Source organism: Pedobacter borealis DSM 19626, from assembly GCF_000708285.2.
GTDB classification, from domain to species: Bacteria; Bacteroidota; Bacteroidia; order Sphingobacteriales; family Sphingobacteriaceae; genus Pedobacter; species Pedobacter borealis.
In genome coordinates, this window is sequence record NZ_JAUG01000023.1 from 1 (window position 1) to 24548 (window position 24548).

Annotated in this window: 26 protein-coding genes; 7 read left to right on the forward strand and 19 right to left on the reverse strand. The window is 37.8% G+C overall.

What is annotated here, in order from left to right; all coding sequences use genetic code 11:
* Positions 1–214 precede the first annotated feature (214 nt).
* From AW17_RS08780 to hemA, 12 genes are all read right to left on the reverse strand, one after another.
* On the reverse strand, positions 215–775 hold the full coding sequence (locus tag AW17_RS08780; RefSeq protein WP_029275760.1) for a CopD family protein: 561 nt from the start codon (positions 773–775) through the stop codon (positions 215–217).
* A complete protein-coding gene (locus tag AW17_RS08785; protein WP_029275761.1) occupies positions 775–1005 on the reverse strand; it encodes a hypothetical protein in 231 nt (76 codons plus the stop codon). The genes AW17_RS08780 and AW17_RS08785 overlap by 1 nt, the downstream gene beginning before the upstream one ends.
* Before the next feature lie 14 nt (positions 1006–1019).
* A complete protein-coding gene (locus AW17_RS08790; protein ID WP_029275762.1) occupies positions 1020–1307 on the reverse strand; it encodes a type II toxin-antitoxin system RelE/ParE family toxin in 288 nt (95 codons plus the stop codon).
* Entirely contained in the window at positions 1295–1474 is a 180-nt protein-coding gene (locus AW17_RS08795) for a hypothetical protein (protein WP_029275763.1), read from the reverse strand. The genes AW17_RS08790 and AW17_RS08795 overlap by 13 nt, the downstream gene beginning before the upstream one ends.
* Positions 1475–1566: 92 nt before the next feature.
* Positions 1567–2592, reverse strand: a complete 1026-nt coding sequence (gene hemE, locus AW17_RS08800; RefSeq protein ID WP_029275764.1) for a uroporphyrinogen decarboxylase — start codon at positions 2590–2592, stop codon at positions 1567–1569.
* A gap of 192 nt (positions 2593–2784) precedes the next feature.
* Complete coding sequence (locus tag AW17_RS08805) at positions 2785–3300, reverse strand: hypothetical protein (protein WP_029275765.1); 516 nt, start codon at positions 3298–3300, stop codon at positions 2785–2787.
* Positions 3300–4004, reverse strand: a complete 705-nt coding sequence (locus AW17_RS08810; protein WP_025146905.1) for a response regulator transcription factor — start codon at positions 4002–4004, stop codon at positions 3300–3302. The genes AW17_RS08805 and AW17_RS08810 overlap by 1 nt, the downstream gene beginning before the upstream one ends.
* Positions 4005–4012: 8 nt before the next feature.
* Complete coding sequence (locus AW17_RS08815; RefSeq protein ID WP_029275766.1) at positions 4013–4879, reverse strand: sensor histidine kinase; 867 nt, start codon at positions 4877–4879, stop codon at positions 4013–4015.
* 324 nt (positions 4880–5203) lie between these two features.
* Complete coding sequence (gene hemL / locus AW17_RS08820) at positions 5204–6574, reverse strand: glutamate-1-semialdehyde 2,1-aminomutase (RefSeq protein WP_029275767.1); 1371 nt, start codon at positions 6572–6574, stop codon at positions 5204–5206.
* A 153-nt stretch (positions 6575–6727) separates the two neighbouring features.
* On the reverse strand, positions 6728–7696 hold the full coding sequence (gene hemB, locus AW17_RS08825; RefSeq protein ID WP_029275768.1) for a porphobilinogen synthase: 969 nt from the start codon (positions 7694–7696) through the stop codon (positions 6728–6730).
* A gap of 212 nt (positions 7697–7908) precedes the next feature.
* Positions 7909–9489 carry a hydroxymethylbilane synthase gene (gene hemC, locus AW17_RS08830; RefSeq protein ID WP_209444221.1) on the reverse strand — a complete coding sequence of 527 codons (1581 nt, stop codon included), beginning with the start codon at positions 9487–9489 and terminating at the stop codon, positions 7909–7911.
* Between the two features lie 488 nt (positions 9490–9977).
* Entirely contained in the window at positions 9978–11204 is a 1227-nt protein-coding gene (gene hemA / locus AW17_RS08835) for a glutamyl-tRNA reductase (RefSeq protein WP_029275770.1), read from the reverse strand.
* Positions 11205–11452: 248 nt separating this feature from the next.
* On the opposite strand from hemA, the gene AW17_RS08840 reads away from it, so the two are divergent.
* The 3 genes from AW17_RS08840 to AW17_RS08850 are packed head-to-tail and all read left to right on the forward strand — an operon-like array spanning position 11453 to position 13114.
* Positions 11453–11815: a DoxX family protein gene (locus tag AW17_RS08840; protein WP_051691714.1), complete on the forward strand. Its 363-nt coding sequence runs from the start codon at positions 11453–11455 to the stop codon at positions 11813–11815.
* A 21-nt stretch (positions 11816–11836) separates the two neighbouring features.
* Complete coding sequence (locus AW17_RS08845) at positions 11837–12664, forward strand: alpha/beta hydrolase family protein (RefSeq protein ID WP_029275771.1); 828 nt, start codon at positions 11837–11839, stop codon at positions 12662–12664.
* Positions 12665–12673: 9 nt separating this feature from the next.
* Positions 12674–13114 (forward strand): UPF0158 family protein, encoded by a 441-nt coding sequence (locus tag AW17_RS08850; RefSeq protein ID WP_029275772.1) that lies wholly within the window; start codon positions 12674–12676, stop codon positions 13112–13114.
* Between the two features lie 11 nt (positions 13115–13125).
* On the opposite strand, the gene AW17_RS08855 is transcribed toward AW17_RS08850, so the two are convergent.
* The 7 genes from AW17_RS08855 to AW17_RS08885 all read right to left on the reverse strand — a co-directional run bounded on the left by AW17_RS08855 (position 13126) and on the right by AW17_RS08885 (position 21639).
* A complete protein-coding gene (locus tag AW17_RS08855; RefSeq protein ID WP_029275773.1) occupies positions 13126–14400 on the reverse strand; it encodes a mechanosensitive ion channel family protein in 1275 nt (424 codons plus the stop codon).
* 322 nt (positions 14401–14722) lie between these two features.
* Complete coding sequence (gene ispG, locus AW17_RS08860) at positions 14723–16702, reverse strand: (E)-4-hydroxy-3-methylbut-2-enyl-diphosphate synthase (RefSeq protein WP_029275774.1); 1980 nt, start codon at positions 16700–16702, stop codon at positions 14723–14725.
* A gap of 93 nt (positions 16703–16795) precedes the next feature.
* Positions 16796–18139, reverse strand: coding sequence for an alpha/beta fold hydrolase (locus AW17_RS23580; protein WP_083488663.1), 1344 nt, complete (start codon positions 18137–18139; stop codon positions 16796–16798).
* Between the two features lie 263 nt (positions 18140–18402).
* Positions 18403–19035, reverse strand: coding sequence for an RDD family protein (locus AW17_RS08870; protein WP_245235034.1), 633 nt, complete (start codon positions 19033–19035; stop codon positions 18403–18405).
* Between the two features lie 192 nt (positions 19036–19227).
* Complete coding sequence (locus tag AW17_RS08875) at positions 19228–20211, reverse strand: LiaF transmembrane domain-containing protein (protein ID WP_029275777.1); 984 nt, start codon at positions 20209–20211, stop codon at positions 19228–19230.
* 5 nt (positions 20212–20216) lie between these two features.
* Complete coding sequence (locus AW17_RS08880; protein WP_167343654.1) at positions 20217–20930, reverse strand: PspC domain-containing protein; 714 nt, start codon at positions 20928–20930, stop codon at positions 20217–20219.
* A 19-nt stretch (positions 20931–20949) separates the two neighbouring features.
* Positions 20950–21639 carry an SDR family oxidoreductase gene (locus AW17_RS08885; protein ID WP_029275779.1) on the reverse strand — a complete coding sequence of 230 codons (690 nt, stop codon included), beginning with the start codon at positions 21637–21639 and terminating at the stop codon, positions 20950–20952.
* 147 nt (positions 21640–21786) lie between these two features.
* Between AW17_RS08885 and AW17_RS08890 the strand changes: the two genes are divergently transcribed.
* The 4 genes from AW17_RS08890 to AW17_RS08905 all read left to right on the forward strand — a co-directional run bounded on the left by AW17_RS08890 (position 21787) and on the right by AW17_RS08905 (position 24517).
* Positions 21787–22521 (forward strand): MlaE family ABC transporter permease, encoded by a 735-nt coding sequence (locus AW17_RS08890; protein WP_029275780.1) that lies wholly within the window; start codon positions 21787–21789, stop codon positions 22519–22521.
* Positions 22521–23273 carry an ABC transporter ATP-binding protein gene (locus AW17_RS08895; RefSeq protein ID WP_029275781.1) on the forward strand — a complete coding sequence of 251 codons (753 nt, stop codon included), beginning with the start codon at positions 22521–22523 and terminating at the stop codon, positions 23271–23273. Before AW17_RS08890 ends, AW17_RS08895 begins: the two co-directional genes overlap by 1 nt.
* Before the next feature lie 24 nt (positions 23274–23297).
* Positions 23298–23531, forward strand: a complete 234-nt coding sequence (gene vapB / locus AW17_RS08900) for a type II toxin-antitoxin system VapB family antitoxin (RefSeq protein ID WP_029275782.1) — start codon at positions 23298–23300, stop codon at positions 23529–23531.
* A 104-nt stretch (positions 23532–23635) separates the two neighbouring features.
* Entirely contained in the window at positions 23636–24517 is an 882-nt protein-coding gene (locus AW17_RS08905) for an RsmD family RNA methyltransferase (protein ID WP_029275783.1), read from the forward strand.
* The last annotated feature ends 31 nt before the right edge of the window (positions 24518–24548 follow it).

The following is a 24548-nucleotide window of genomic DNA, read 5'->3' on the forward strand; positions in this document are numbered from 1 at the left end:
CGTTTTAATCAAGTTTTCTGTTAAGACGGTCGTCACCCTGAATTTATTTCAGGGTCTTTCACGCTAAAAAGATGCTGAAATAAATTCAGCAGGACGATAAAGCGGGATTAGGCGTAAATAAGATATAATTTTCAGCAAATAATTATCGAACTCAGGTTAATACCTTAATTGCAAAAAAATATTCTTAGCGCCCTAGTGAATTGTGGCACAAAGATTATTCGCCACGTTTTTTACGATAATTTTTATAAAGCTTCACGGCAATCATAATGGCCATTGCTATGCCCATTATTCCAATTAAACCGTAAATCCAGTTAATTGCACTTTTAAGGATGACCACAAATACAATGGCAATCATAAAAATGGTAGCCAGCTCACGCCATAATCTCAACTGAAAGCTCGTTAGCTTGTATTGATGATTTTTAAGCTGTTTAACGATGTTTTGGCAGATGAAATGATAAATGAGCAAACCAACAACAAAACCTAGCTTAACCCACATCCAATCGGCTTGAAGCAAACCTTGGTTTAAACTCAGCATAGATACACCCGCCAAAACAGAAATGATCATTGCCGGAGTAGCAATAATTTTCCATAAAGTGGCTTCCATTTTAACAAACTGCTTTTGGAGGATACTTTTTTCAGGTTCGGGCTTATCTTGAGCTTCGGTATGGTAGATAAAAAGACTAAGGATATAAAACAGTCCTGCCATCCAGCTGATTACAAATACAATATGTACGGCTTTGAAATACTGATAATATGGCAATAAGGTTTCTATCATTAGAAAAGTTTAATTCTTTTAGATGGTACTTGAAGTTTTTTATACGACCCGGAGGCTATTTTTAAAACATCTCCGTTGTTGAATGTTCTATAAACCCCATCGTCTTTAACCTCTGTTATCCCCAAATCCAAAGCAGAGATGATATTATGAATTTCTTTCATATGTTGATTTATAACTTTTATCATTTCTGCTATTGGTAAATCATTATCATATTCTATAGATGCAGGCATACTAATTTATGATACTACAAAAAGGGTTGGGCTGCATGATGGACGGTAATGACCTCAACGGTATCAATTTCTTTATCGAAAAAATAAATAATCCGGTAATTACCTTCAATAAGTTCACGGATTGCTTCATTATCTCTTTCAGGAACAATCCTTCCTAATTCAGGCATTTCCTTTAAAATTTTAGGTTTATTAAAGAGTTTCTTAATTATAGCAGCAGCAAAGTTATGAGAATACTGACTATGAAAATTGGCAATATTATTTAAATCATCAATGGCTATTTCTGTCCAGACTATTTTAGCCATTTCTCTAATTTTTTCTCAGCCTCCTCTTCTGAATAAATTTTACCCATTTGAACCTGATTCAATCCTGCATCAATTTTTTGAAGTAATAAAATTCTTTCAATTAATTCATCTGCAGAAAATTCATCTGGCATCTCTTTCAACGTATCTATAACTTCGATCTTTTTCATTAGAAAAATTTTAGGATAAGTTCTAGCCCTTATATATCCAAATATAACAATTTGTATTCGCTGTTCAAAGTCCCCTTTAGGGGATTTAGGGGTTAATACCTAAACTCCTTTACCACTTCAATTGCGTATTTAACGTTATCAAAAGGAATATCTGGCATTATACCATGGCCTAAGTTGAAGATAAAACCTTCGGTGCCACGCATACGTTCGAATAATTTATGGATCTGTGCTTTAATTACTGCTTTATCTGCATATAAAATATGTGGATCTAAATTTCCCTGAACGGCAATACCTGCTGGCAAAGCATTTTTAATGTTCAATAAATCAGCGTTCCAATCAACCGAAATTACATCTGGTTTAGCTTCTGCCATAATCGGTGCAAAAACAGAACTTCCTTTACAGAAAGAAATAACCGGAATATCTTTTCTGTTTAAATTAGCAATAATTTCCTGAATGTAACGGTGAGAAAACTCCTGATAATCATTCCATGATAAGGCAAGCGCCCAGCTGTCGAAAATTTGAACAGCGTTAACACCAGCAGCAATCTGAAGATTCAGATAATCAGCCGTTACTTTAGCAATTTTAGCCAAAAGTTTGTGTGCCAGCTCTGGCTGATTGTGAATAAAGAGCTTGGTTAATTTAAAATCTTTAGATGAACCTCCTTCAATTAAATAACTCATTACCGTAAATGGTGCACCTGCAAAACCGATCAATGGAATTCGGCTATCCAATCGTTGTTGAATCACTTTGATGGCATCGGCAACGTATTGCAATTCGTCCAGACAATCAACATTTAAGTTTTCGATGTCTTTAGCGGTACGTACCGGATTTGCAAATTTAGGTCCAACGCCTTGAGTAAAACTCAAATCCCCCCCCATGGCCTCGCCAGTTACCAAAATATCACAGAATAAAATCGCGGCATCAATATCCAGCAAATCAACAGGCAACATGGTCACATCTGCGGCAATTTCTGGGTTTTTACACATCTCTAAAAAAGAGTATTTGTTTTTAATTTCCCAATATTGTGGCATAAAACGACCTGCCTGACGCATCATCCATACTGGTGGGCGTTCGGTTTGTTTTGAAAATGCTGCGTCTAAAAATAAGTTATTCTTCATGATTGTATTTGGTGTCGCACTACGCGTCATGCTGAATTTACTTCAGCATCTTTCTTTAGTTAAATCCTGAACTGAATTCAGGATGACGGACTGCCTAAAATTTTAATTTTGCAAAGGTATAAATAAAAAAAAAACGAAGTACCTTTTTATCCCTAAACTGGTGCTTCGTTATTCAAAATGACAATATTAATATTATAACTTGCTTATTTCTTTTTCAATTTTAACGATAATGTCTTTCGAGCGTTGTGTTTCGGCAAGCTCTTTGGCCAATTTCGTATAAGCTTCTGCCCTTTCTCTATCTTTCTTCCGCAAAGCGAGATTAGCCAAATGGATCAGTACATACGATTTCTCGTTCTTTCCTCCTACCGGAAAGCGGCTTGCCAACTGAAAGTGATACTCGGCTTTATCATAGTCTTCTTCCTTCAAAGCCATATTGCCTTGCATAAATTCGTAATAACCCCTTCGGCTTTTAGCCAAGCGCTCTGGCTTAACCACCTCAGCCAATAAGGCTTTGGTTTTACCGAATTCGTTATTCTTGAAATGTTTCGATGCCATCAAAACCGAACTATGCTTAAAATGGCTCCAAACAACAAAGGCAAACAACAGTCCTGAAACAGCGGCCAGCTGATATTGATTGTAAAATACACAAACCAATGCAGCAAGCGCAAAAACTGCCATTAAAACATATCTGCCCTTATTATTGTACATTAATGACTATCAGTAAATTTATAGCCTACACCACGGATCGAGTGGAAATAAACTGGATTTTTTTGATCTGGTTCGAAATACTTACGGAAAGTTAAAATGAAGTTATCGATTGTTCTGGTTGAAGGATAAACATCATAATTCCAAACGGTTTCTAAAATCTGCTCTCTTGAAACTGCATCGTTTTTACGCTCGATCAACAGTTTCAACAGCATCGTTTCCTTTTTGGTTAACGGTGTGATGGTACCATCATCGTGTTTTAATTCGAAAGAGTTAAAATAAATTGTTTTGTCACCGATTTTGTAAGAATTCAATTCTTTTAAATCATCAGATTTTAAACTGCGTTTAACCAAAATACCAACACGAAGAATTAATTCTTCTAAGTTGAAAGGTTTAACCAAATAATCGTCAGCTCCCTTTTTCAAACCTAAAACACGGTCTTCTGAAGTGTTTTTAGCTGTTAAAAACATAATTGGAACTTCTGCATTTTCTAAACGGATTGTTTCGCAAACCTGGAAACCATCCATTTCAGGCAACATTACGTCTAAAATAATTAGATTGAAGCGTTCTTCTTTAAAAATTTTAAGAGCGGTTTTGCCATCTTTAACGGCGTGAACTTTATAACCCTCAAGTTCCAGGTTTAATTTGATAGCATCTAACAAGTGATCCTCGTCTTCTACCAATAGAATTCTTAATTTTTGTGACATAATTGAGATTAACTAAATGTTACTTCAAAAATACTTCCTTGAGGCAGATTGTCTTTTACTGTAATATCTGCATCATGGTATTGTAAAACCTCTTTCACAATAAACAAGCCTAAACCTGTTCCTTTCGCTTTTCTGACATTCTCGTTACCAACACGGTAAAACTTATCAAATATCAACATTTTTTCGGCATCTGAAATACCCGGCCCCTGATCTACCACACTTAATTGAATATGCCCATCAACTTTGTTTAAATGCACATTTATCTCATCACACGGGTTCGAATACTTCACCGCATTCTCAATTAAATTGGTTACTACTGACGATAAGGCAAATTTGTCACCCACTACCTGCAAATTTGGCTGAATTTTAGCATTTATAATCTGTTCGCATCCACAAGAATGAACCTGTAGCCTATCCGTGATTTTATATACCAGCTCCGAGAAGTTAAATTCCTCTTTTGGAAAGGTATACGAACGGTTTTCAATCTTGGTGGCCAACAGCATATTTTCAACCAGATCATCCAAACGCTCAATATCTTTTAGCGAATTGTTAAGCAATGAAGTTTGGCGTGCCTTATCCAAATCACGTTTAACAATGGTTTGAATAGAAAGTTTTATCGCTGCCAAAGGCGATTTCAGCTCATGTGTAATCGACATCAGAAAGTTCTGCTGCTGTTCCCTTAATTTATCTTCACGTTTTAACGATTGATGAAGGAAATAACCGCCGATACAGAGCAAAAACAAAAACACTGAACCTTCGCCCATAATCATGGTCATGCGGCTTGGCTGCAAACGCACCACCAATGTTCCCCACGAAATGAGTTGAATCAGTGCATAAAGCAATAATGCGTAAAATATAATTATAGATTTCTTCATTCCTCAACCCCTAAAGGGCTTTTAATTTTAAATATCTTTTCCTTCGGTTTGATTACACCGATAATGTGATTTCACCGATTATTTTATATCGCCATGGTTTGTGTCCTCACGAACCATTTTTCCTTCGGTTTGATTACACAGGTTTTTAGATTGCACAGATTATTTATTGCCCCCTTTTCCAGGTAAGCCCTCCTTACAATAAGGATGGGAGTAGCCTCTCAAAATTTTATAACCCAACTTATATTTTCTTATATGCCTTATATGGTTAACAGCCTCTTGCTCTCTGTGAAAACTCAGCGTCCTCTGTGGTTAAACAAAAAAGTCTTACTTCTTAAATACTAAATCTAATGCTTCAAAAATAGCACGTTTCGCTTTCTCCAATTCGATCTTAGTATGTGCTGAAGATACGAAACCAACTTCATATCCCGATGGGCCTAAATAAATTCCTCTATTCAATAACTCGCGGTGCATAATTTTGAATTTCTCCATGCTGCTGGCATCAATATCATCAGCCGATTGGATTTTATCTTTATCGGTAAAAGCAAACCAAAAGATAGAACCAATGGTAAATACCTTAAATTTATAGTTACGTGCGGTTGCAAAACGCTGAATACTGGCTACAAATTCTTGCGCTTTGGTATTCAAATCTTTGTAAAAGCTTGATTTGTTCAGTTCTGTTAATGTTGCAATGCCTGCTGCCATAGCAACCGGATTTCCAGACAAGGTACCTGCCTGATACACACCACCATCAGGAGAGATATGTGCCATAATTTCAGCACGAGCACCATACATCCCAACAGGTAAGCCGCCACCAATGATTTTGCCATAAGTAACAATATCAGGTATAATGCCATAATGTGCCGCAGCTCCTTCAAAACCTACCCTGAAACCGGTAATAACTTCATCAAAAATCAGAAGGGAACCGTTATCCGTACAGATTTTACGTAAGAAATGAATATATTCTTCATCTTGAATAATCAAACCATTATTTGCCGGAATACCTTCAATAATTACCGCAGCAATCTGGTCTTTGAACTGAGCAAAAGCTTGTTCAATAGCTGTTTTATCATTTAGGGGTACCACGATGGTTTCTTCAGCAAAAGATTTTGGCACACCCGCAGAAGAGGTTTCACCAAAAGTAACCAAACCAGAACCTGCTTTAACCAAAAGCGAATCGCTATGACCGTGGTAACAGCCTTCGAACTTTAAAATTTTATCGCGACCGGTAAAACCTCTTGCCAAACGTATGGCCGACATTACCGCTTCGGTTCCCGAGCTCGTAAAACGGATTTTCTCTACAAATCGGTTGTTTTTAATAATTAGCTCAGCCAATTCATTTTCTAAAGCCGTTGGTGCACCAAAGCTCATTCCGTTCTGCATTACCTCGGTAACTTTTTCGCGGATCTTAGGATTGTTATGTCCCAAAATTAATGGCCCCCAACTACCACAGAAATCGATAAACTGATTACCATCGGCATCCCATATATAACAGCCATCACCTTTTTCTATAAAAAGTGGTGTACCGTAAACAGATTTAAAAGCCCTAACAGGTGAGTTTACCCCACCAGGGAAATACGTTTTTGATTTTTCGTACAGTTCGGCAGATTTCACTCTCGAAATATCAGGTTTACTACCTGTATTTACCGGAATATCGGCTTCGTTGCCTGAAAACATTTTCTTTAATGAATCTAACATTTTTATTAAGGTATAAGGCAAAAGGCGCAAGGTTTAAGGTTAATAGCATACGCCAGAGAACCGAAATATTACATTTACCTATGTTTTTTAACATGGTGTAGATAGGGAATGGCAAGGAAACCCTACACCTTAAACCCTTTACCTTTCACCTTTTTAAAGCCAATCGTTATTTAAAATATCTTTAATATGGTAAGTGGTAATAATACTTGCGCCTGCACGGGCGAAGGCATGCATGGTTTCCATTACTACTTTTTGTTCATCTATCCAACCGCGTTCTGCAGCTGCTTTTACCATCGAGTATTCGCCCGATACATTATAAACCGCAATTGGCAAATTGGTATCCTGTTTTAACCGTTGGATGATATCCAGATAAGCTAAACCTGGCTTCACCATTAAAACATCAGCGCCTTCTTGCTCATCCAAAGCGGCTTCGCGTAAAGCCTCTAATGGATTTCTGAAGTCCATCTGATAAGCTTTCCTATCACCTTTGCTTGGTGCACAGTCTGCAGCCTCTCTAAAAGGGCCATAATAGGCAGAAGCAAATTTTGTGGCATGGCTCATAATGGCCGCGTTTACAAAACCGTTTTCATCTAAAAGATTACGTATGGCTTCAATCCGTCCGTCCATCATGTCAGACGGCGCAAACATATCAGCACCAGCTTCGGCATGTGTTAAAGCCATTTTAGCGATTACCGCTACTGTTTTATCGTTTTGAACATAATCGTTCTCTAAAATACCGCAATGGCCATGCGTGGTATAAGAACAAACGCAAACATCGGTAATTACATATAAATCATCACCGAACTGTTTTTTTAATTCACGAACAGCAGTTGGAACCAAGGAATGATCATGATAAGCCGATTTCGCGTCTTCAGATTTTTCATCGCCCACACCGAAAAGCATAATTTTGTTGAGTCCTTTTTTCATTCCGGCCGCTACATCTTTAACCAGGGTATCAACCGAATAATGGTTTACCCCTGGCATGGCATCGATGGCGTGGGTAACATTGCTGCCGGGCACTATAAAATAAGGGTACACAAACATATCTTTCGATAACCGGGTTTCGGCTACCATCTCTCTCACCAATGGGTTTTTCCTTAATCTACGCGGACGATTTAACATTTTATTTGTATCAAGTATTTAGTAGCAAGTATCGAGACTTGAATATCTTTTTATTTTTTCCTTCGGGGTGATTGCACAGATTGAATGATTACACAGATTTTTAGATTTAGTATCAAGATTATAGTATCAGGTATCAAGACTTAATTATTTTAAACCTTAAACTCTAACCCCTCCACAAACTCTAACCCCTCCACCCTAAACCTTCCTACCCTCTACCTTACTTCAATCCCAAACACTGCCTCAGCTAGTCCAATTTCATCAGGCGAATAAGGCAAAGCATATTTCACGCCCATTTCATCAAATTTCTTACCGGTAGAGTTTCCAATGGCAATTACCTGTTGACCTGGCTCCAATAAATTATCAGCGAAATAGGCATCAACATTTGATGGGCTGGTAAAAATCAGCACATCAGCATAACTTTGGTCAATATCATCTTCGATTACCGTTTCGTAAATCGGCAGATCGATTATTTTAGCATCAGCTGGTAATGATTTTTGAATCGATTGTAAAGAATCCTGTGCTCTTGGAAACAGTATTTGCTGACCGCCAACCAATTGTGCAAAATCTTCTGCAACTTCGGTAATATCGCCACTCTCGCCAACAAAATCGGCAATATGGCCAAATTTACGCAAGGCATCTTCCGAACCTCTCCCCACCACACCAAATTTTGTTTTCTTTGGCAATACCGGTTTTAAGTTGAAAAAATATTCGACACTATTGCGGCTGCTGAAGAAAACCCAATCTACGTGTCTTAAGATAAACTGATCTAAAACCGTTACTATTGGGAAGGTACGGATCAACGAACGTCCTTCTATTTCAATATTATTATTTTCTAATGCCCTACGGAAATAACTGTGCTCGCCAATTTCACGCGAGATGAAAACCTTTGCCGGTTTCTTTCTTTCTACATTAAACTTGGCCACAATTTTTTCTGCTAAACCTTCTGTAGTATCGGCACGTAAAAACAAACGCTCAGGAAAATCATCGGCCGTTTCAGCTTTTGAAGTCCATATTTCGAATTTTCCATTTTCTTTTTTGCAATAACAGCCCAAAGGCATATGGCAACCGCCTTCGAAAAGATTTAAAACCTTACGTTCTACAGTTACAGTCTCTGCCGTTTCAGGATCGTGCAATTTTTGCAATGCCTCAAAAAGCTCGGTATCATTTTCCCTGATCTGAATAGCCAAAGCGCCCTGAGCGGGTGCCGGGATAAACTCTGTAGTTTCTAATTCTTCCACATGTAAATCGCTCACATCAAGATTTAAGCGTTTAACGCCAGCTTTTGCAATCAGAATGGCATCATAATCTTCATTACGAAGTTTTTGGATACGGGTGGGTACATTTCCGCGTAAATCTTCAACCTCCAAATCAGGCCGTAAACCCAATAACTGGGCTTTGCGGCGATTGGATGAAGTACCAACCATTGCGCCTTTTTTTAACGAAAGCTTTTGCGAAACATCTACACAATCTTTTAAAATCAAAAGATATTCGCTTGCTTCTTCACGTGATGGTAAAGCGGCGATGATCAATCCTTCAGGGTGTGTAGTAGGTAAATCTTTAAGGCAATGTACAGCCAGATCAATCGTTCCACCCAAAAGCTCTTCTTCCAATTCTTTGGTAAAGAAGCCTTTGCCTTCCAGTTTATCTAATCTTAAATTCAGGATTTTATCGCCCTGCGTTTTAATGATTTTTATTTCTGCTTCTATTCCAATCGCAGCCAATTCATCTTTTATATGATTTGCTTGCCATAAAGCCAGGTCGCTACCGCGTGTTCCAATGGTTAATTTCTTCACTATAAAGGTTAAATGAGTTGCAAATTTAATTTAATTAGTGGTTTATACCATGAATTGTTTAAAAATGAGACAGTGAGGTTACAGAATAGGGAATTTAAAGGATTTCTGTGACATTAAGCAGTTGGTTTGTCATTCTGAGCACAGCGAAGAATCTCCAAGCGACATGACTCTCCCCATAAATAAAACTCAAATGTTATTTATGTTAGATGGCGTTTGAACCATATAAGGAATGTAAGTCCATTTATGCGTGATGTAAGATGTTACCATCTTACATCTAATTCTTTTAGATATACACTAAGTCAGGTGGTAACACCTGACTTCACTATAAAAGATGCTGAAACAAGTTCAGCATGACGACAAGGGAATTGGTTTCCGGATTTATCTAAAAATAAAAGATTCTTCACTGCGTTCAGAATGACAGAAAAAAAAATGATAGAAACGAGATTTGGCGTTTTTAGCGTCTGCCCTTAGCGATCTTTGCGGTAAAATTAAGATTGATTTACCAGGATTTCTTTTGCCATTACCATTGGAACGCTGATGTATTTTTTTTCCATGTAATTCATTACACGTTCTAAAACTTCGCGTGAGGCTTCATCCATCTGACTAATTTCATCGGCAAATACACCATTTATGGCTGTATTTTTGATCTCTTTAATCTTTCTTGGCACTTCCTGCATCGCCAGTTCGATACGGCGTTGTTTTAAAACAGAGAAAAATTCGGTAATGTTATTGCTGATAATTTCTTCGGCATGTACCAGTTCGTTATAACGTTCCTGGATATTTTTGCGTGCTACCTCTTTTAGCGATTCTACTTCGATATAATGTACAGGGTTGTTATGGATCACTGCCGGGGTAACATCATTCGGGATGGCCAAATCTACAATTACCTTTTTGCCCTGATCGCCATTTAAAAGTTTGGCATATAAGGCTTCGTTAATAATTGCCTCGGTTGAGCCGGTACAGGTAATGATCACATCAAATCCTTCATTAAAATCTTCAAGCGCTGCTAAAGGATAAGCCTTACCACCTAGCTCTCCTGCCAAAGATTCGGCCTTAGAAAACGTACGGTTGAAAATTGAGAAATTCGAGTATTTATGTTTGTTGAGGTATTTTGCAATGTTCTGATTGGTTTCGCCGGCGCCAATAATCAAGATACGTGAGTTGCCGCACATATTTAACTCTTTTAGCTTCCGGTAGGCCAATGAAACAACAGAAACCGGATTTTTTGAAATATTGGTGTGCGTATAAACTTCTTTTGCGGTTTTAACCACACGATCCATAATCATACGCATGTAATCGCCAGTAAAGCCTGCATCGCGGCAATTTTCGTAAGCTTTACGGATCTGGGCAAGAATTTCCTTTTCGCCAACCACCAAACTCTCTAAAGAGCATGATGTTCTGAGCAAATGGTTAAAAGCTTCTTCGTTCTCGTATACCGTAACATTATCCAGAAAACGCTCCATAAATTCAGGAGGCAGTCCCATGTCTAAAACAGTAAGGAATCTGGTTACAAATTCTTTGTCGGTTTTCTCTTTGGTAAGGAAAACAAACTCCACACGGTTACAGGTTCCGATATAGAAAATTTCGCTAACGGGAAGTTCTGTTTGAACATTCTTCAACCTGCTATCTAAACTCTGATCACAAATAACCAATTTCCCTAAAGATTTCAGGTCGATGTGGTGATGCGTAAAAGCTATTACTTTTAAATATTCCAAGTGCTTCCGTTATTAACTATTATCGGGATACAAAAGTAACAGGGTGAACGCATGTGACTGTCATTAACCTGTAATTTACATCAATTTAGAACGGTTTTAAATAAAGAGCTTAAAGATTAATCGAACCATATTGATTTATATGAACAAACCAATCGTAAAGTTTTTCTCTGAATTTACGCCCTCTTCTACGTCCTGACTGAATGTAACCACTTTTTATCCATTGCAGTATATTACGTGATTATGCCAAAATGGTTGCCTTCACCTGGCTTTTAATTTATTTTTCCGGAATATTAGAAATTGTTTTTGGGGTTTTATTGTTGATTAAGAGGACGAGAAAGCTTGCAGCTGTGCTGATTATCCTAATGTTGATCGCATTTATGCCTACGCACATCTGCATGATCCAGAAGATGCTGTTCATATTTGGCAAAATATTGGCCACACCGTTTTATGGCAAAATTGCCTTTACAATTGTTGTTTTGATGAGTCGTCATTTCGACCGCAGTGGAGAAATCTTTACAAATAAAGAGATTTCTCCATTCCGCTATGCTACAGTCGAAATGACGATCCTTCTCAAAAAATACACAACAAAATTAGATTTCGTAGGTTTATAATTTGTATCAATTCCTTAAATTATGATTACACAAAGCAATTTTAGCCTTAGCGGTTCTGACGGAAAATTAATTATTGGTGATATCACTTTTGATGAAAAAAACCCTAATACACCCATTGTACTTTTTGTTCATGGCTTTAAAGGTTTTAAAGATTGGGGCGCACACAATTTAGTGGCCAGGCATTTTGCCAGTAATGGCTACCGTTACATTAAGTTCAATTTATCGCATAGCGGTGTGCCAGTTAATGACCCGAAAGGTGTAACCGATATGGATGCCTTTGCCAATAATACCATATCAAAAGAACTTTTTGATTTAAATGCGGTACTCGATTTTATCGAAAAAGCATACGGTAAGGACACAAAGGTGAATCTGATAGGCCATAGCCGCGGTGGCGGATTATCAATCATTGAGGCTGCGAACGATTTAAGGATCAACAAACTGATTACCTGGAGTGCCATTGGCGATTTTGCCAGCCTGTGGAAAAAAGAACAGGAAGCCGAATGGAAAAAAAATGGCAGAATCTTCGTTACCAATGCCCGTACGAAAGAGCAAATGCCATTAAATGTTGGTTTATTGGAAGATCTGGAAGAGAATGCTGCAGCATTGAATATTTTAGATGCAGCAAAACGGGTAAACATCCCCTGGTTGATTATCCATGGCGATGATGATGTAAATGTTCCTTTTAAAACAGCACAGACTTTGGCAGAGGCCAACCCTGGCAGCAGGTTAGTTAAAATTGAAGGCGCTAACCATGTTTACGGCGCTACGCAACCTTATACCAATGAAACTTTGCCACCACTTTTGTTTAAGGTTTGTGAAAAGGTTTTAGTATTTTTGGATGAAGGATAATTAAACGTTATGACTGCTTTAACTTCAGAACAAATTAAAGAAATAGCAGGCACAATCGATTGCGGTTTCGTGTGCCACTGGAACATAAAAAGTAATAGACTGATTTTTATACCAAGCAATGATGAATTTGAATACGACGATTCAGGTACGTGGGATGAGGATATTAAAGAGTTGGAACTAAATTCTAGTGAGTATAAGCAAATAGAAAAACCAGATTCCACTGAGTCTTTTAGATTTATGGAAGATTTCACAGATGAACTGCCCGATAATACACGGATAAAAGTTACCTTAATCGAGGCACTTAATAAAAGAAAACCTTTCAGGGAATTTAAATATGCAATAGATAACTCAGGAGAATACAGACAGCTGTGGTTTGATTTTAAAAATCAAAAAATGATTGAGTATGTAAAGGATAGTATAGATTACATCGTCAGTTACAAAAGTGATTAACGACTTAAGTCTTAATCATCCCCTCTCCTCACAAAATTACGCATATCGCTGCCACTGGGGCTTTGGAAAATCTCCAGATCGAAGTATGGTACCGCTGCCAACAAGTGATCAAAAATATCTGCGGCAACTTCCTCAAAACGTTTTAGGCCTTTTTCTTTCGAGAAAACATAAATTTCGATCGGCAATCCGTTTTCTGTGGCCTGCAACTGGCGTACCATAAATGTTAAATCGGTATTGATATAAGGGTTACTCTCCAGGTATTTCTCTGCATAAACCCTAAAAGTGCCAATATTGGTCATGTGGCGGCCATTGACCAGATTATTTGGGTTTACCGTATTTTCGGCGTTATAACGCTCAATAAAAGCCTGCGTTTCCTTAAGATAATCTTTCAAAAAATCGATACTCTGTAGTCTTCCAATCAATTCTTCATCGCAGAATTTAATACTCGAAATTTTAATATTAATGTGGCGTTTAATCCTCCTGCCCTCACTTTCTTCCATTGCCCGCCAGTTTTTAAACGACTCGCTCACAATAGCGTAACTCGGCACAATGGTTACCGTTTTATCCCAATTACGCACTTTAATGGTTGTTAAATTTATTTCGGTTACTTCACCATCGGCACCGTATTTCTCTACGGTAATCCAGTCACCTACCCTAACCAGGTCAATAGCACTCATTTGTACAGAAGCTACAAAACCTAAAATCGGATCTCTGAAAACTAAAATAAAAACAGCGGTAACTGCGCCAAAACCACCGAAAACATAAAGCGGCGATTCGCCAAGAATAATGGACAGGATGAGCACAAAACCAACAATATAAAATACAATTTTGGCTACCTGTTTATAACTTCTAATGGGTTTATCGGCATATTTCTTTGATGATTCCATGATGGATACCAAAGCATTCAGAAATGCATTTACAGCAAACATTACGGCTAAAACCATGTAGATTTTAGCAAATATTAAAGCATAAAATAACCCGTTTTTAAAATCAATAAAAAGATAAGGAACAACATTATAAATGATATAAGCTCCAAATATTAAAGCAAAAGCCCTGAAAACTCTGAATTCGAATAAAGCTTTTTGCCAGTCTGACTTTGTTTTTGCACTTTTTACCACACCGATAAAAAGCTGTCGGGTTAAAAATATGGTGATGAACAGAAATAAAATAACGCCAAGCAGCCCGATAAAAAAGTAAGCATAAATGAGTTCGCCACTAGCAAGGCCTTTGCCAGCAAGCCAATTTCTAAGTTCGTTAAACAGGGATTGAAACTCCGGGATATTCATTAAGGCAATTTAGGTTTTATTGATCAGAAAATTAAATGTTGCTAAATAAAGCAAAATGGTTTGTGAGACACAAACCATTAGATTAATTCCTCGGCCTGTGTCCTCACAGACCGAAATAAAATTACTTATATATTATGAGTGGTCTGTTGGGACACAGACCACGGGATAAGAATCTGCAGTGAGAATATTGGTGCTGTTAAAACTATGCTAGTATTGATCATGGCACAGTGGTTTGTAATTCGGTGCTACAGGATATAGATTCTTCGCTGCGCTCAGAATGACAGCATAGTGGTCTGAGAGGACACAAACCACGGAGCGCATTTTAAACCTTCTCTACCCAGTTGCCGTCATCTTTGATAATATCGATCAATTCGTCTAATGCATAAGCTGTAGTTACATTTTTCTTTACCACTTCTTTACCGCGGTACAGGGTAATTTTATCTGGCCCGGTGCCCACATAACCGTAATCGGCATCGGCCATTTCACCTGGCCCATTAACGATACAGCCCATGATACCAATTTTTATTCCTTTTAAATGGTCGGTACGTGACCGGATCAGCTGTGTGGTTTCTTGTAAATCGAAAAGTGTTCTTCCGCAGCTTGGGCAAGAAATATATTCTGTTTTACTGATGCGTGTACGTGTAGCCTGTAAAATCCCAAAACTGGCAGAATTAATCAACGAAATGTTTTGGCCTTCTGCATCAATCCACACCCCATCTCCAAAGCCATCGGTAAATAAAGCGCCAATATCGGTTGCAGCATAAAGCATTAGATGACCTGTGTCAGCATCCTGATAAGTTCTCTTAATAATTACCGGGATCTGAATATTTTTCTCCTGCAAAGCAACAAAAAACGCCCTTTGCTCAGCCATTCCATGTGTTGAAGAAGTTTCTAGAATTAAAATAACCGTGTCATCCAACTGTGCAATTGTTGTATTACTAAATTGTTTTGAATCAATCTGTACGAAATTCAAAAATTCGTCTTTAACATCCGCAGAACCATATTCTGCGAGCGTATATAAAGGATGACAATTGTTTTTATCGTTAAGTTTTAACCAGGTTTCGTAATTATAAACTTGCTTTAAATTCCCAGGGAAAGAAAAAGATGGCAAATTATCACCTAAGAAGGCTAAATCGCAAGCCTGATCAGCGAGGTTATATTTATCTAAACCTGCACTGTAATTGTAACCAATTGAACTTAAAAAGTAAGGATCTTTTAAGTTTTCCTTCGAAACATCGATCATCACTATAGGATGGTGATGCCCACCAATATGCTGTACAGCAGTAGTAATACGGCGATTGTACTCGTAAGGGGAATAAGTTGGGCGTGGGGCACTGAGCGTAGAGCGTAGTGTAGTCGACTCGGGACTTCCGACTTCAGACTTCGGGTTCCTTAAAGCATAACGGTCTGCCAGGGCTTTAGCAACTGGTGCTTCAAATTCAGGATCTTCAGTTAACGAAACACGAATGGTATCACCCAAACCATCTTCTAATAAGGTTCCAATGCCAACGGCTGATTTAATGCGACCATCTTCGCCATCACCTGCTTCGGTAACGCCTAAATGCAAAGGATAATTCATCCCTTCTTTAGCCATGGTTTCTACCAGTAAACGGTAAGCCTGAACCATCACCTGGGTATTGCTGGCTTTCATCGAGATCACCAGATTATAGTAATTCTGGTCTTCGCACATGCGGATAAACTCCATGGCCGATTCAACCATTCCGCGGGGAGTATCGCCATAATGGCTCATAATCCTGTCAGAAAGCGATCCATGGTTAGTGCCAATGCGCATGGCGGTGCCATACTCTTTACAGATTTTAACTAAAGGGATAAATTTTTTGTAAATCCGGCTTAACTCTGCATTGTAAGCATCCTGCGTATATTCTAAATTCTCGAATTTCTTTTTATCTGCGTAATTGCCTGGGTTAACCCTTACTTTTTCTACAATGCGCGCAGCCATTTCGGCAGCATTCGGCGTAAAATGGATATCAGCAATTAATGGCACATTATAACCTCGGAAACGCAGTTCTTTTTTAATATTGGCCAGATTTTCGGCTTCTTTAATGCTCGGTGCGGTGATACGAACATACTCACAGCCAGATTCTACCATGCGGATCGTCTGTTCTACAGTACCTAACGTATCCATGGTATCGGTAGTTGTCATCGATTGGATCCGGATAGGGTTATGTCCACCCAAAGCGATATCGCCTATGTTCACTTCGCGGGTTAAATACCTCGAATAAGTTGTTAAACTGTTGCAATATCCGCCTGCCAGATCATGTTTTGCCAATAAATTTTCCATCTGTTTGCAAAGATAAGGATTGTTGGAATGTTTTAATGTTGGAATGTTGTAAAAGATAAAGTCAGGAAAGACCAACAACCCTAATTACATTTTTCATTTATCTAAAAAGGCAAGCACCTTAGTATTAAATTCTGAAACCATTTCTACAGGCACATAATGTGAAGCGCCCTTAAAAATAAATAGTTGCGATTTAGAGATGTTAGCCGCAATAAATTTAGTGTGCTTCTCTAAAATCATATCCTTCTCACCTGCCATTACCAAAACTGGTGCTTTAATCTTATTCAGGTCAAAAGCAGTAATATGCGGTTCGGTAAGCAACATGGTAAATAACCTAACCTGATACTTAGATTTAACATCCTGTTTGGTTTTCAAACTTTCAATGGCTTTGCGAACTTCTTCTAGGGTGCTGGCTGAAACGGCATCATTTGGGTTTGTACATGCTCCGGTAATGGCAAGTTTATTTATGTATTTGGGATATTTAGCCGCCATAATCAACCCCGTATTTCCACCATCGCTCCAACCTAAAATATTGGTTTTACTGATATATAAAGAATCGAGCAGGGTTTTCATATCCTCAGCGTAGAGGTCATATGAAAGTGGCTGAGTACTGGAATCGGTACTTTTCCCCTGTCCACGGGTATCTACTGCAATAACTTTATAACTTTTGGAAAAAGCTTTAATCTGCTTCTTAAAAACGCTGATCGATTGGCTGTTTCCATGAAGCAATAACAGGGGTTCGCCTTTTCCATAGGTTTCATAATATAATTCTGCATCTTTCACTTTCACTCTGCCCGATGCCGTCGCATTACTGCCATAATTAATGGCTTGTGGGGTATTAGGATTATAATCTGGTTTTATTTTTGCCTGGCTGATATCCACACCATCAATTAATATCTGAACATCATCAAGCCAGAGTTTGCCTGGACCGTAAAGCATAGGAAAAAGATAAATTTTTGTGGCCTCTTTTTGAAGGGGTAACTTTAGACTATATTGCTTCCAGTCTTGCGTTCCGTATATCCTATTTGCTAGTAGATTGGTAAATTGTAACTTATCATTATCCTCATCATCAATTCTAAATGGAAAATCTGCATGTCCGGTAACACGCTCTAATTTTAGATAAAATTTGATTTCTACTTCCTTCCCTTCAAATTTTGCAGGTATAATTAAATTAGACATGGCATAATTGGATTCTACATCTTTGGCGATATTTTCTATCAACAAGGAATATCTACCTGTATATTTTTGGGTTGAATCGATTTCGACCTTATATCCACTTTTGGTTGTACCCGTACTCCAACCAACAGAAGACTTGGGAACTGTTTTTTCGAAACCTAAATTATATTCATCCTTAACAGGTTTTAATGAATCTGTTGAAGTTTGGCAAAAAGAAGTAAATTGATAGCAAGCAAAAACTGCCGTGAGAAGTGAACGTAACATATGATTAGATTAATTTTACTAAAACTAATCAATAGAATAGTAGCTTAATTCTTATTTAACATCTTTTAACTGAAAGCAGAAATTGAAATTGGTTTATTTTTTAACGTTGGATGAATTTGGCATCATTGCACCAGACTTCGTGTACTAAACGGGATGGAAGTGGCATCCTTTGGATATCAGCCTGAGCGTAGTCGAAGGCCAGCCAAAGATATAGCGTACAGCCCGGGTAACTAAAATAGTTGTATTGACTTTGCTTTTCTAACTTATATCAACCGATCCTTAATCACCAGCGTATTGGCTGCAATATCGTGCCAGCACTGGTTTTTCTTATTCAAAAAGCTATATAGATAGCCAAAGAAAACAGGAATTACAGATAAGATTTTAGAAAAATTCCTGACTAGAGAAACACCAAAAGAAACCCGGCTACCTTCTAGATCGGTTACTTTAATATTGAGGAGTTTTTTACCTATAGTGGCCTGACTGGCTGATGCTTCAGCAATACTGCCATAAATTAGCTTAATGATAAATATAGATGGAAATGGGATTAGAAAAGCCATAATCCGCTGATCTTTGCCTTCAATAAAAATATAACTCGTTAAAATGATAATGCTATATATTCCAAAAATAATAAAATGATCAATCACCGATGCCAACAGCCTTTGATCGAAAGCGGCAAAATATTGGGGTGCTGTTTTTTGATAACTAAAACCCAAAAGCTCACGCAATTCGGGAATTGCGTGAGCTTCTTTATAATCGTCCATTCCGGGCTTACGTATAAAAGTATTCGCACTGATGTTTAAATCTTTCAGTTCGGTTAAACTATACGGCCCCTGTGGCTTTCCATTAATTACAACTATATATTCTTTATCAGGATTCATTGGATTATAAGATTTCAAGATCAGTGTTTTATAAAAGTTAGACCGACTAAAGCCTTACACCCTCCACCTTAAAACCTTCTGCCTTTATTTCAGGGATTCATTGGATTGGATCAGGATGATGAGATTTTGGGATTGTAAGATCAGCATTTTATAAAAATTTCTTCTACAAGAATAAGCCTTACACCCTCCACCTTAAAACCTTCTGCCTTTTTAATATCTGCTTACTTCAAAGTTACTCAATCCGCCATCTAAATTAATAAAGATTTTTTTGGTTGAGGTTTTATAGTTTGAGGTTTCGTAAACACCATCGCTCAATTTCTCAAAACCATCGAAATCTTTAGCTGATAAACCTGTTTTGGTTTTAATCCGGCAACCAGAGTTGGTAGGCACCTTAATGTTAACATCGGCCACACCAGATTTCACAATTACGTCGGTTATTGGCAATAAATCTCCGAATTTAATATCCAAAGCTGCTGCCCCACCATCAAAACGGAAGGTACGCACTTTGTAATTGGCAAAATCAAAGTTTGCTTCGCCAGCTCCGAGTTTCATTAAAATATCCCAGTTGGCTTCTTTATTCAATTTAAAGTTAACATCGTTACCACCATCACCAAAATTCCATTTACTCTTTTTATCATCCATCTGGAAAGTAAGTACGATAGCGCTATCGGTAAGCAATTTCTTTAAAGAGAAGTTACCATGTCTTTTCTTTATGTCGGCATTAATCAACTCGGTTGTTTCACCATCAAGATTAAATGAAATGCCACCTCCGGAAATATTTAGTACTGTTTTTTTGGCATTATCTGCAGCTACAAATGGCTCAGATAAACTTAAGTGATTATATGAGGTATCACTATCGTTATCATCATCGTCGTTGTCGCCATCATTATGGTCGATATTAACATCGATATCTTTTTTGAAATGGCGCCCCCACCAGTTACCATGCTCGGGCACTTGCTGTCCTTTGTAAAAAAGGAACGACAAAGCCACTACTAAAACGCCAATAGAAATGATACTACCTGTTTGCGAGTTGTTTTTATTGAACAGGATATTTAAACCTGCTATAATTAAGAACACTGGCCAAAAGCTCCAAACGTTGCGCCAATAAAAGTTGATTACACCAAAGTTTTCGAGTAGAAGTACACCGCCAATAAAAAGCAGGATAATACCCCAAATTAATCTATCTAATTTCATTCTATTTATACTTGAGGGTTAGCGGATGTTGAATTATCATCTTTGTTAGCTGGTGCTGTAGGTTCATTTTCTACAATAGTTTCAGAAAAATCAGCTGTTTTTTGTTGTTCAGCTTCTTTTTGTTGTTCAGCCTCCTGTTGGTTCTGAAAAGCAGCCCAGTCATTCTTTCTTTTTGATTTAGCTATAATACTTACACCTAAGGCAATAAATATCAATGGCCACATGTACTTGAATAAATTGTGGATACTAAACCAGTCGGGTATAAAATCCATTTCGCGCATCAGGAAAAAACATCCTATCACTAGCAATACCAATCCGCCTATGGTGCGGCCAGTATCGTTAGATTTATTGAATTTGTCGAAATTGGGCTGTGTTTCGAAAGGTGTTTTTTGTCCACCATCAACAGGTTGCGTCCAATTCTGATTTCCCTGGTTCGCTGGTCCTGCAAAAGGATCGGCATTCCCAAAAGGTTGTGCATTTGGGTTTTTCTTGCCAAAGTAATCGTTAAATTTAGAAAATCTTGCTGCCGGATCATCATTAACCGGAACAATAATCCACATTACTATATAGGCAACTAAGCCACCTCCAGCCATAAATATAGCCGATAATGCAAACAATAATCTAATTATGGTAACCTCCACCTGCATATAATCTGCAAGTCCCGAAGCTACACCGGCAATCATCTTATCGTGTTCGTTTCTAAAAAGCTTCTTTTCCATAACGTTGTTCATTTTGTGTTTAAAAATCAAGCGGGGTAATCAAAACCTCGTCTACATTTACCCCTTTACTTAAGTTTAAAATGGTAAACAAAGTTTCTGCAATATCTTCAGGCTGTACAAATTTTTCATCCGGAATTGTTGTTCCTTCCCAAGATGAAGTTTTAGTAGAGCCTGGCAAAAACGCAGTTACTTTAACATTGTGAGGTGCCAACTCTTGCCGCAATACATGATTAAGACTTAACATCGCTGCTTTTGTTACACTATAACTGCCTCCATTTTTCACAGGTGCTTTACTGGCCACCGAACAGATGTTGAATATATGGCCTCGCTTAGCTGCGCGCATTTTTTTTCCAAAAAATTTACTGATGTAATAACAGGCATTTGTATTTATATGCTGCTGTTTTTCGAAGGTTTCGTCATCCTCATCGAGCATACTGCCAGGCAAAAAGATTCCCACATTATTTACTAAAACATCTACTTGATCAAGATTTACAGCTTTCGAATTTAAAAAAGCATACACTTCTTCTTTAACTGAACAATCTGCTGCCTGCATAAAAATAGCATTTCCATAAGGGGTTAATTCCTGTCGAAGCCTGTCGAGTTCATCTAAACCTCTTGCTACCAAAACTAAATCGTACCCATTTTGGGCTAATTTAGTCGCAATAGCTCTACCAATTCCTTTAGTTGCTCCGGTTATTACAGCTTTCATTTATTTATGGTTTAATTTTTGTTAACAAAAAACCATATTTATATTCAAAACCACGAATATTTTTACAATTAGCAAAGTGCTCCAAATTTTTATTGTTACTTTGTAGTAGTATAGAACGATCATTTAAATTAAGCAAATACATACGGAATGAATTTTACCAATTTCGGCAGATACATCCTGCTCCTCAAGTCTGTATTCAGAAAGCCGGAAAAACTGAAAATATACCTAAAAGAAATTGCCAAACAAATGGATTATGTTGGTGTAGGCTCTTTAGGTTTAATTGCTATCATCTCTACTTTTATTGGTGCAGTAATGACACTACAAATTGCTTTCCAGTTGGTTAGTGATTTTATTCCAAAAACAATTATCGGTTCTGTAAACCGCGACTCGAGTATATTAGAGTTAAGCCCAACCATTAGTGCAATTGTACTGGCAGGAAAAATCGGATCGGCCATTTCATCAGAAATTGGTTCGATGCGTGTTACAGAACAAATTGATGCTTTAGAAATTATGGGTATAAATGCACCTGGCTACCTCATCCTTCCTAAAATTATTTCGGGCATAACCATGGTACCCATGCTGGTAATCATTTCTATGTTTTTAAGTATTACCGGTGGATATATTGGCGGTTCTATTTCGGGTGCTGTTACTCCTGCAGAATATATTCAAGGTATAACAACTGATTTTAATCCCTACACCATCACGGTTGCTTTGGTAAAGGCATTTGTATTTGGGTTCATTATTACATCAGTTCCAGCTTACGAAGGTTTTTACGTTCGTGGTGGTGCTTTAGAAGTTTCGCAGGCCAGTACAAGAGCAGTTGTAATTAGCTGTATCTCTATTCTTGTTTGCGATTATTTAGTTACTCAACTTTTATTGTAATGATCGAAATTAAAGATATTTATAAATCTTTCTCCGGAAATGATGTATTACAAGGCATTTCCGGAAAGTTTGAAGAAGGTGTAACCAATTTAATTATCGGTGGTTCCGGATCAGGAAAAACAACTTTATTGAAATGCATGGTTGGTTTGCATCAGCCAGGTTCGGGCTCGGTATTGTACGATGGCCGCGATTTTACGCCAATGACCTACGAGCAACGGATTGAGGTGCGTAAAGAAATTGGCATGTTGTTTCAAGGCTCTGCCCTGTTCGATAGTATGACTGTTGAAGAAAACATCATGTTTCCTTTAAACATGTTTACTGATCAAAGCAGAAAAGAAAAGCTTGAAAGAGTTGATTTTTGTTTAGAACGGGTAAACCTTGCAGGTAAAAACAAATTATTCCCGGCAGAATTATCGGGCGGAATGAAAAAACGTGTGGGTATTGCACGTGCTATATCTATGAACCCGAAGTATTTGTTCTGTGATGAGCCGAACTCAGGCTTAGACCCAAAAACTTCCATTGTAATTGATGAGTTGATTCAGGAAATTACCGAAGAATACAAAACCACTACTATTGTGGTAACACACGATATGAACTCGGTTATGGGTATTGGCGATTATATTTTATTCCTACACGAAGGAAAAAAATTCTGGGAAGGCAGCAACAAAGAAATTGCACATACCGATATTAAGGAACTAAACGATTTTGTATTCGCCAGCCGCTTTATGAAAGCAGCAAAAGATAAATTTTAAGAAAATTCTTATATTTGTTTAGTTATGACAACGGCTACAAAAAATATCATTCACAAATTGGAAACCTTACCAGAAAGCATGGTAAACGAGGTAGAAGATTTTATTGATTTTTTAAAAGCCAAACATTCGAAGAGCTTTCCTAAATCGGCAAGTGAAAAAGCAAATGTTGTTGAGGAGCCAAAAAGCTTATATGGCGCTGCAAAAGGCACAATTCTTTATATTTCTGATGATTTTAACGAACCATTAGATTTCAATTAAAATAAATAAATCGTCATTGCGAGGCACGAAGCAATCTCCTTCTGTATATCTATCGCATTAAGATTGCTTCGTGCCTCGCAATGACGGACTATACATAATAATACATGATACAATTACTTGCCCCCACCCACTGGAAAGATTATGAACTGATTGATTGCGGGGATTTTGAAAAATTAGAACGTTTTGGAAATGTAACCCTTATCCGGCCTGAACCTCAGGCGGTGTGGAAAAAAACATACTCAGAACAGGATTGGAAAAAAACGGCCAACATTACTTTTAGGGGCCGTTCGGCTACTTCTGGCGAATGGGTAAAGAAAAATCAATCTATTCCTGATCGTTGGCATGTAGAATATAAAAATGATGAAGTGGCCATTAAACTCCGCTTAGGTTTAACTTCTTTTAAACATGTAGGCGTATTCCCTGAGCAGGCTGTAAACTGGGATTTTATCTCTTCGTCAATCAAAAAATTTAAAACACCACAGCCTAAAGTTTTAAATCTTTTCGCTTATACCGGTGCGGCATCGCTAATTGCAAATGCTGCTGGCGCAGAAACTACCCACGTAGATTCGATTAAACAGGTAGTTACCTGGGCCAACGAAAATCAAGAGCTTTCGGGATTGAAAGATACCCGTTGGATGGTAGAGGATGCCTTAAAGTTTGTAAAAAAAGAATTAAAAAGAGGCAAAAAATACAACGGAATCATTTTAGATCCTCCTGCCTACGGCCATGGCCCTAATGGCGAAAAATGGAAATTGGAAGATCATATCCAGGAAATGATGCAGGATGTGGTACAGCTGCTGGATGAAAAAGAACACTTCTTAATCCTAAATACTTATTCATTAGGGTTTTCGTCGGTAATTGTAGAAAATTTAATCCGTACCTCATTCCCATCTGTTCAAAACCTTGAAACCGGAGAACTGTTTCTACAGGCTGCTTCGGGCATTAAATTGCCACTAGGTGTTTTTGGCAAATTCTGTAATGTGTAAATGTTGATTACTTTATTTTAAACTACCAGAT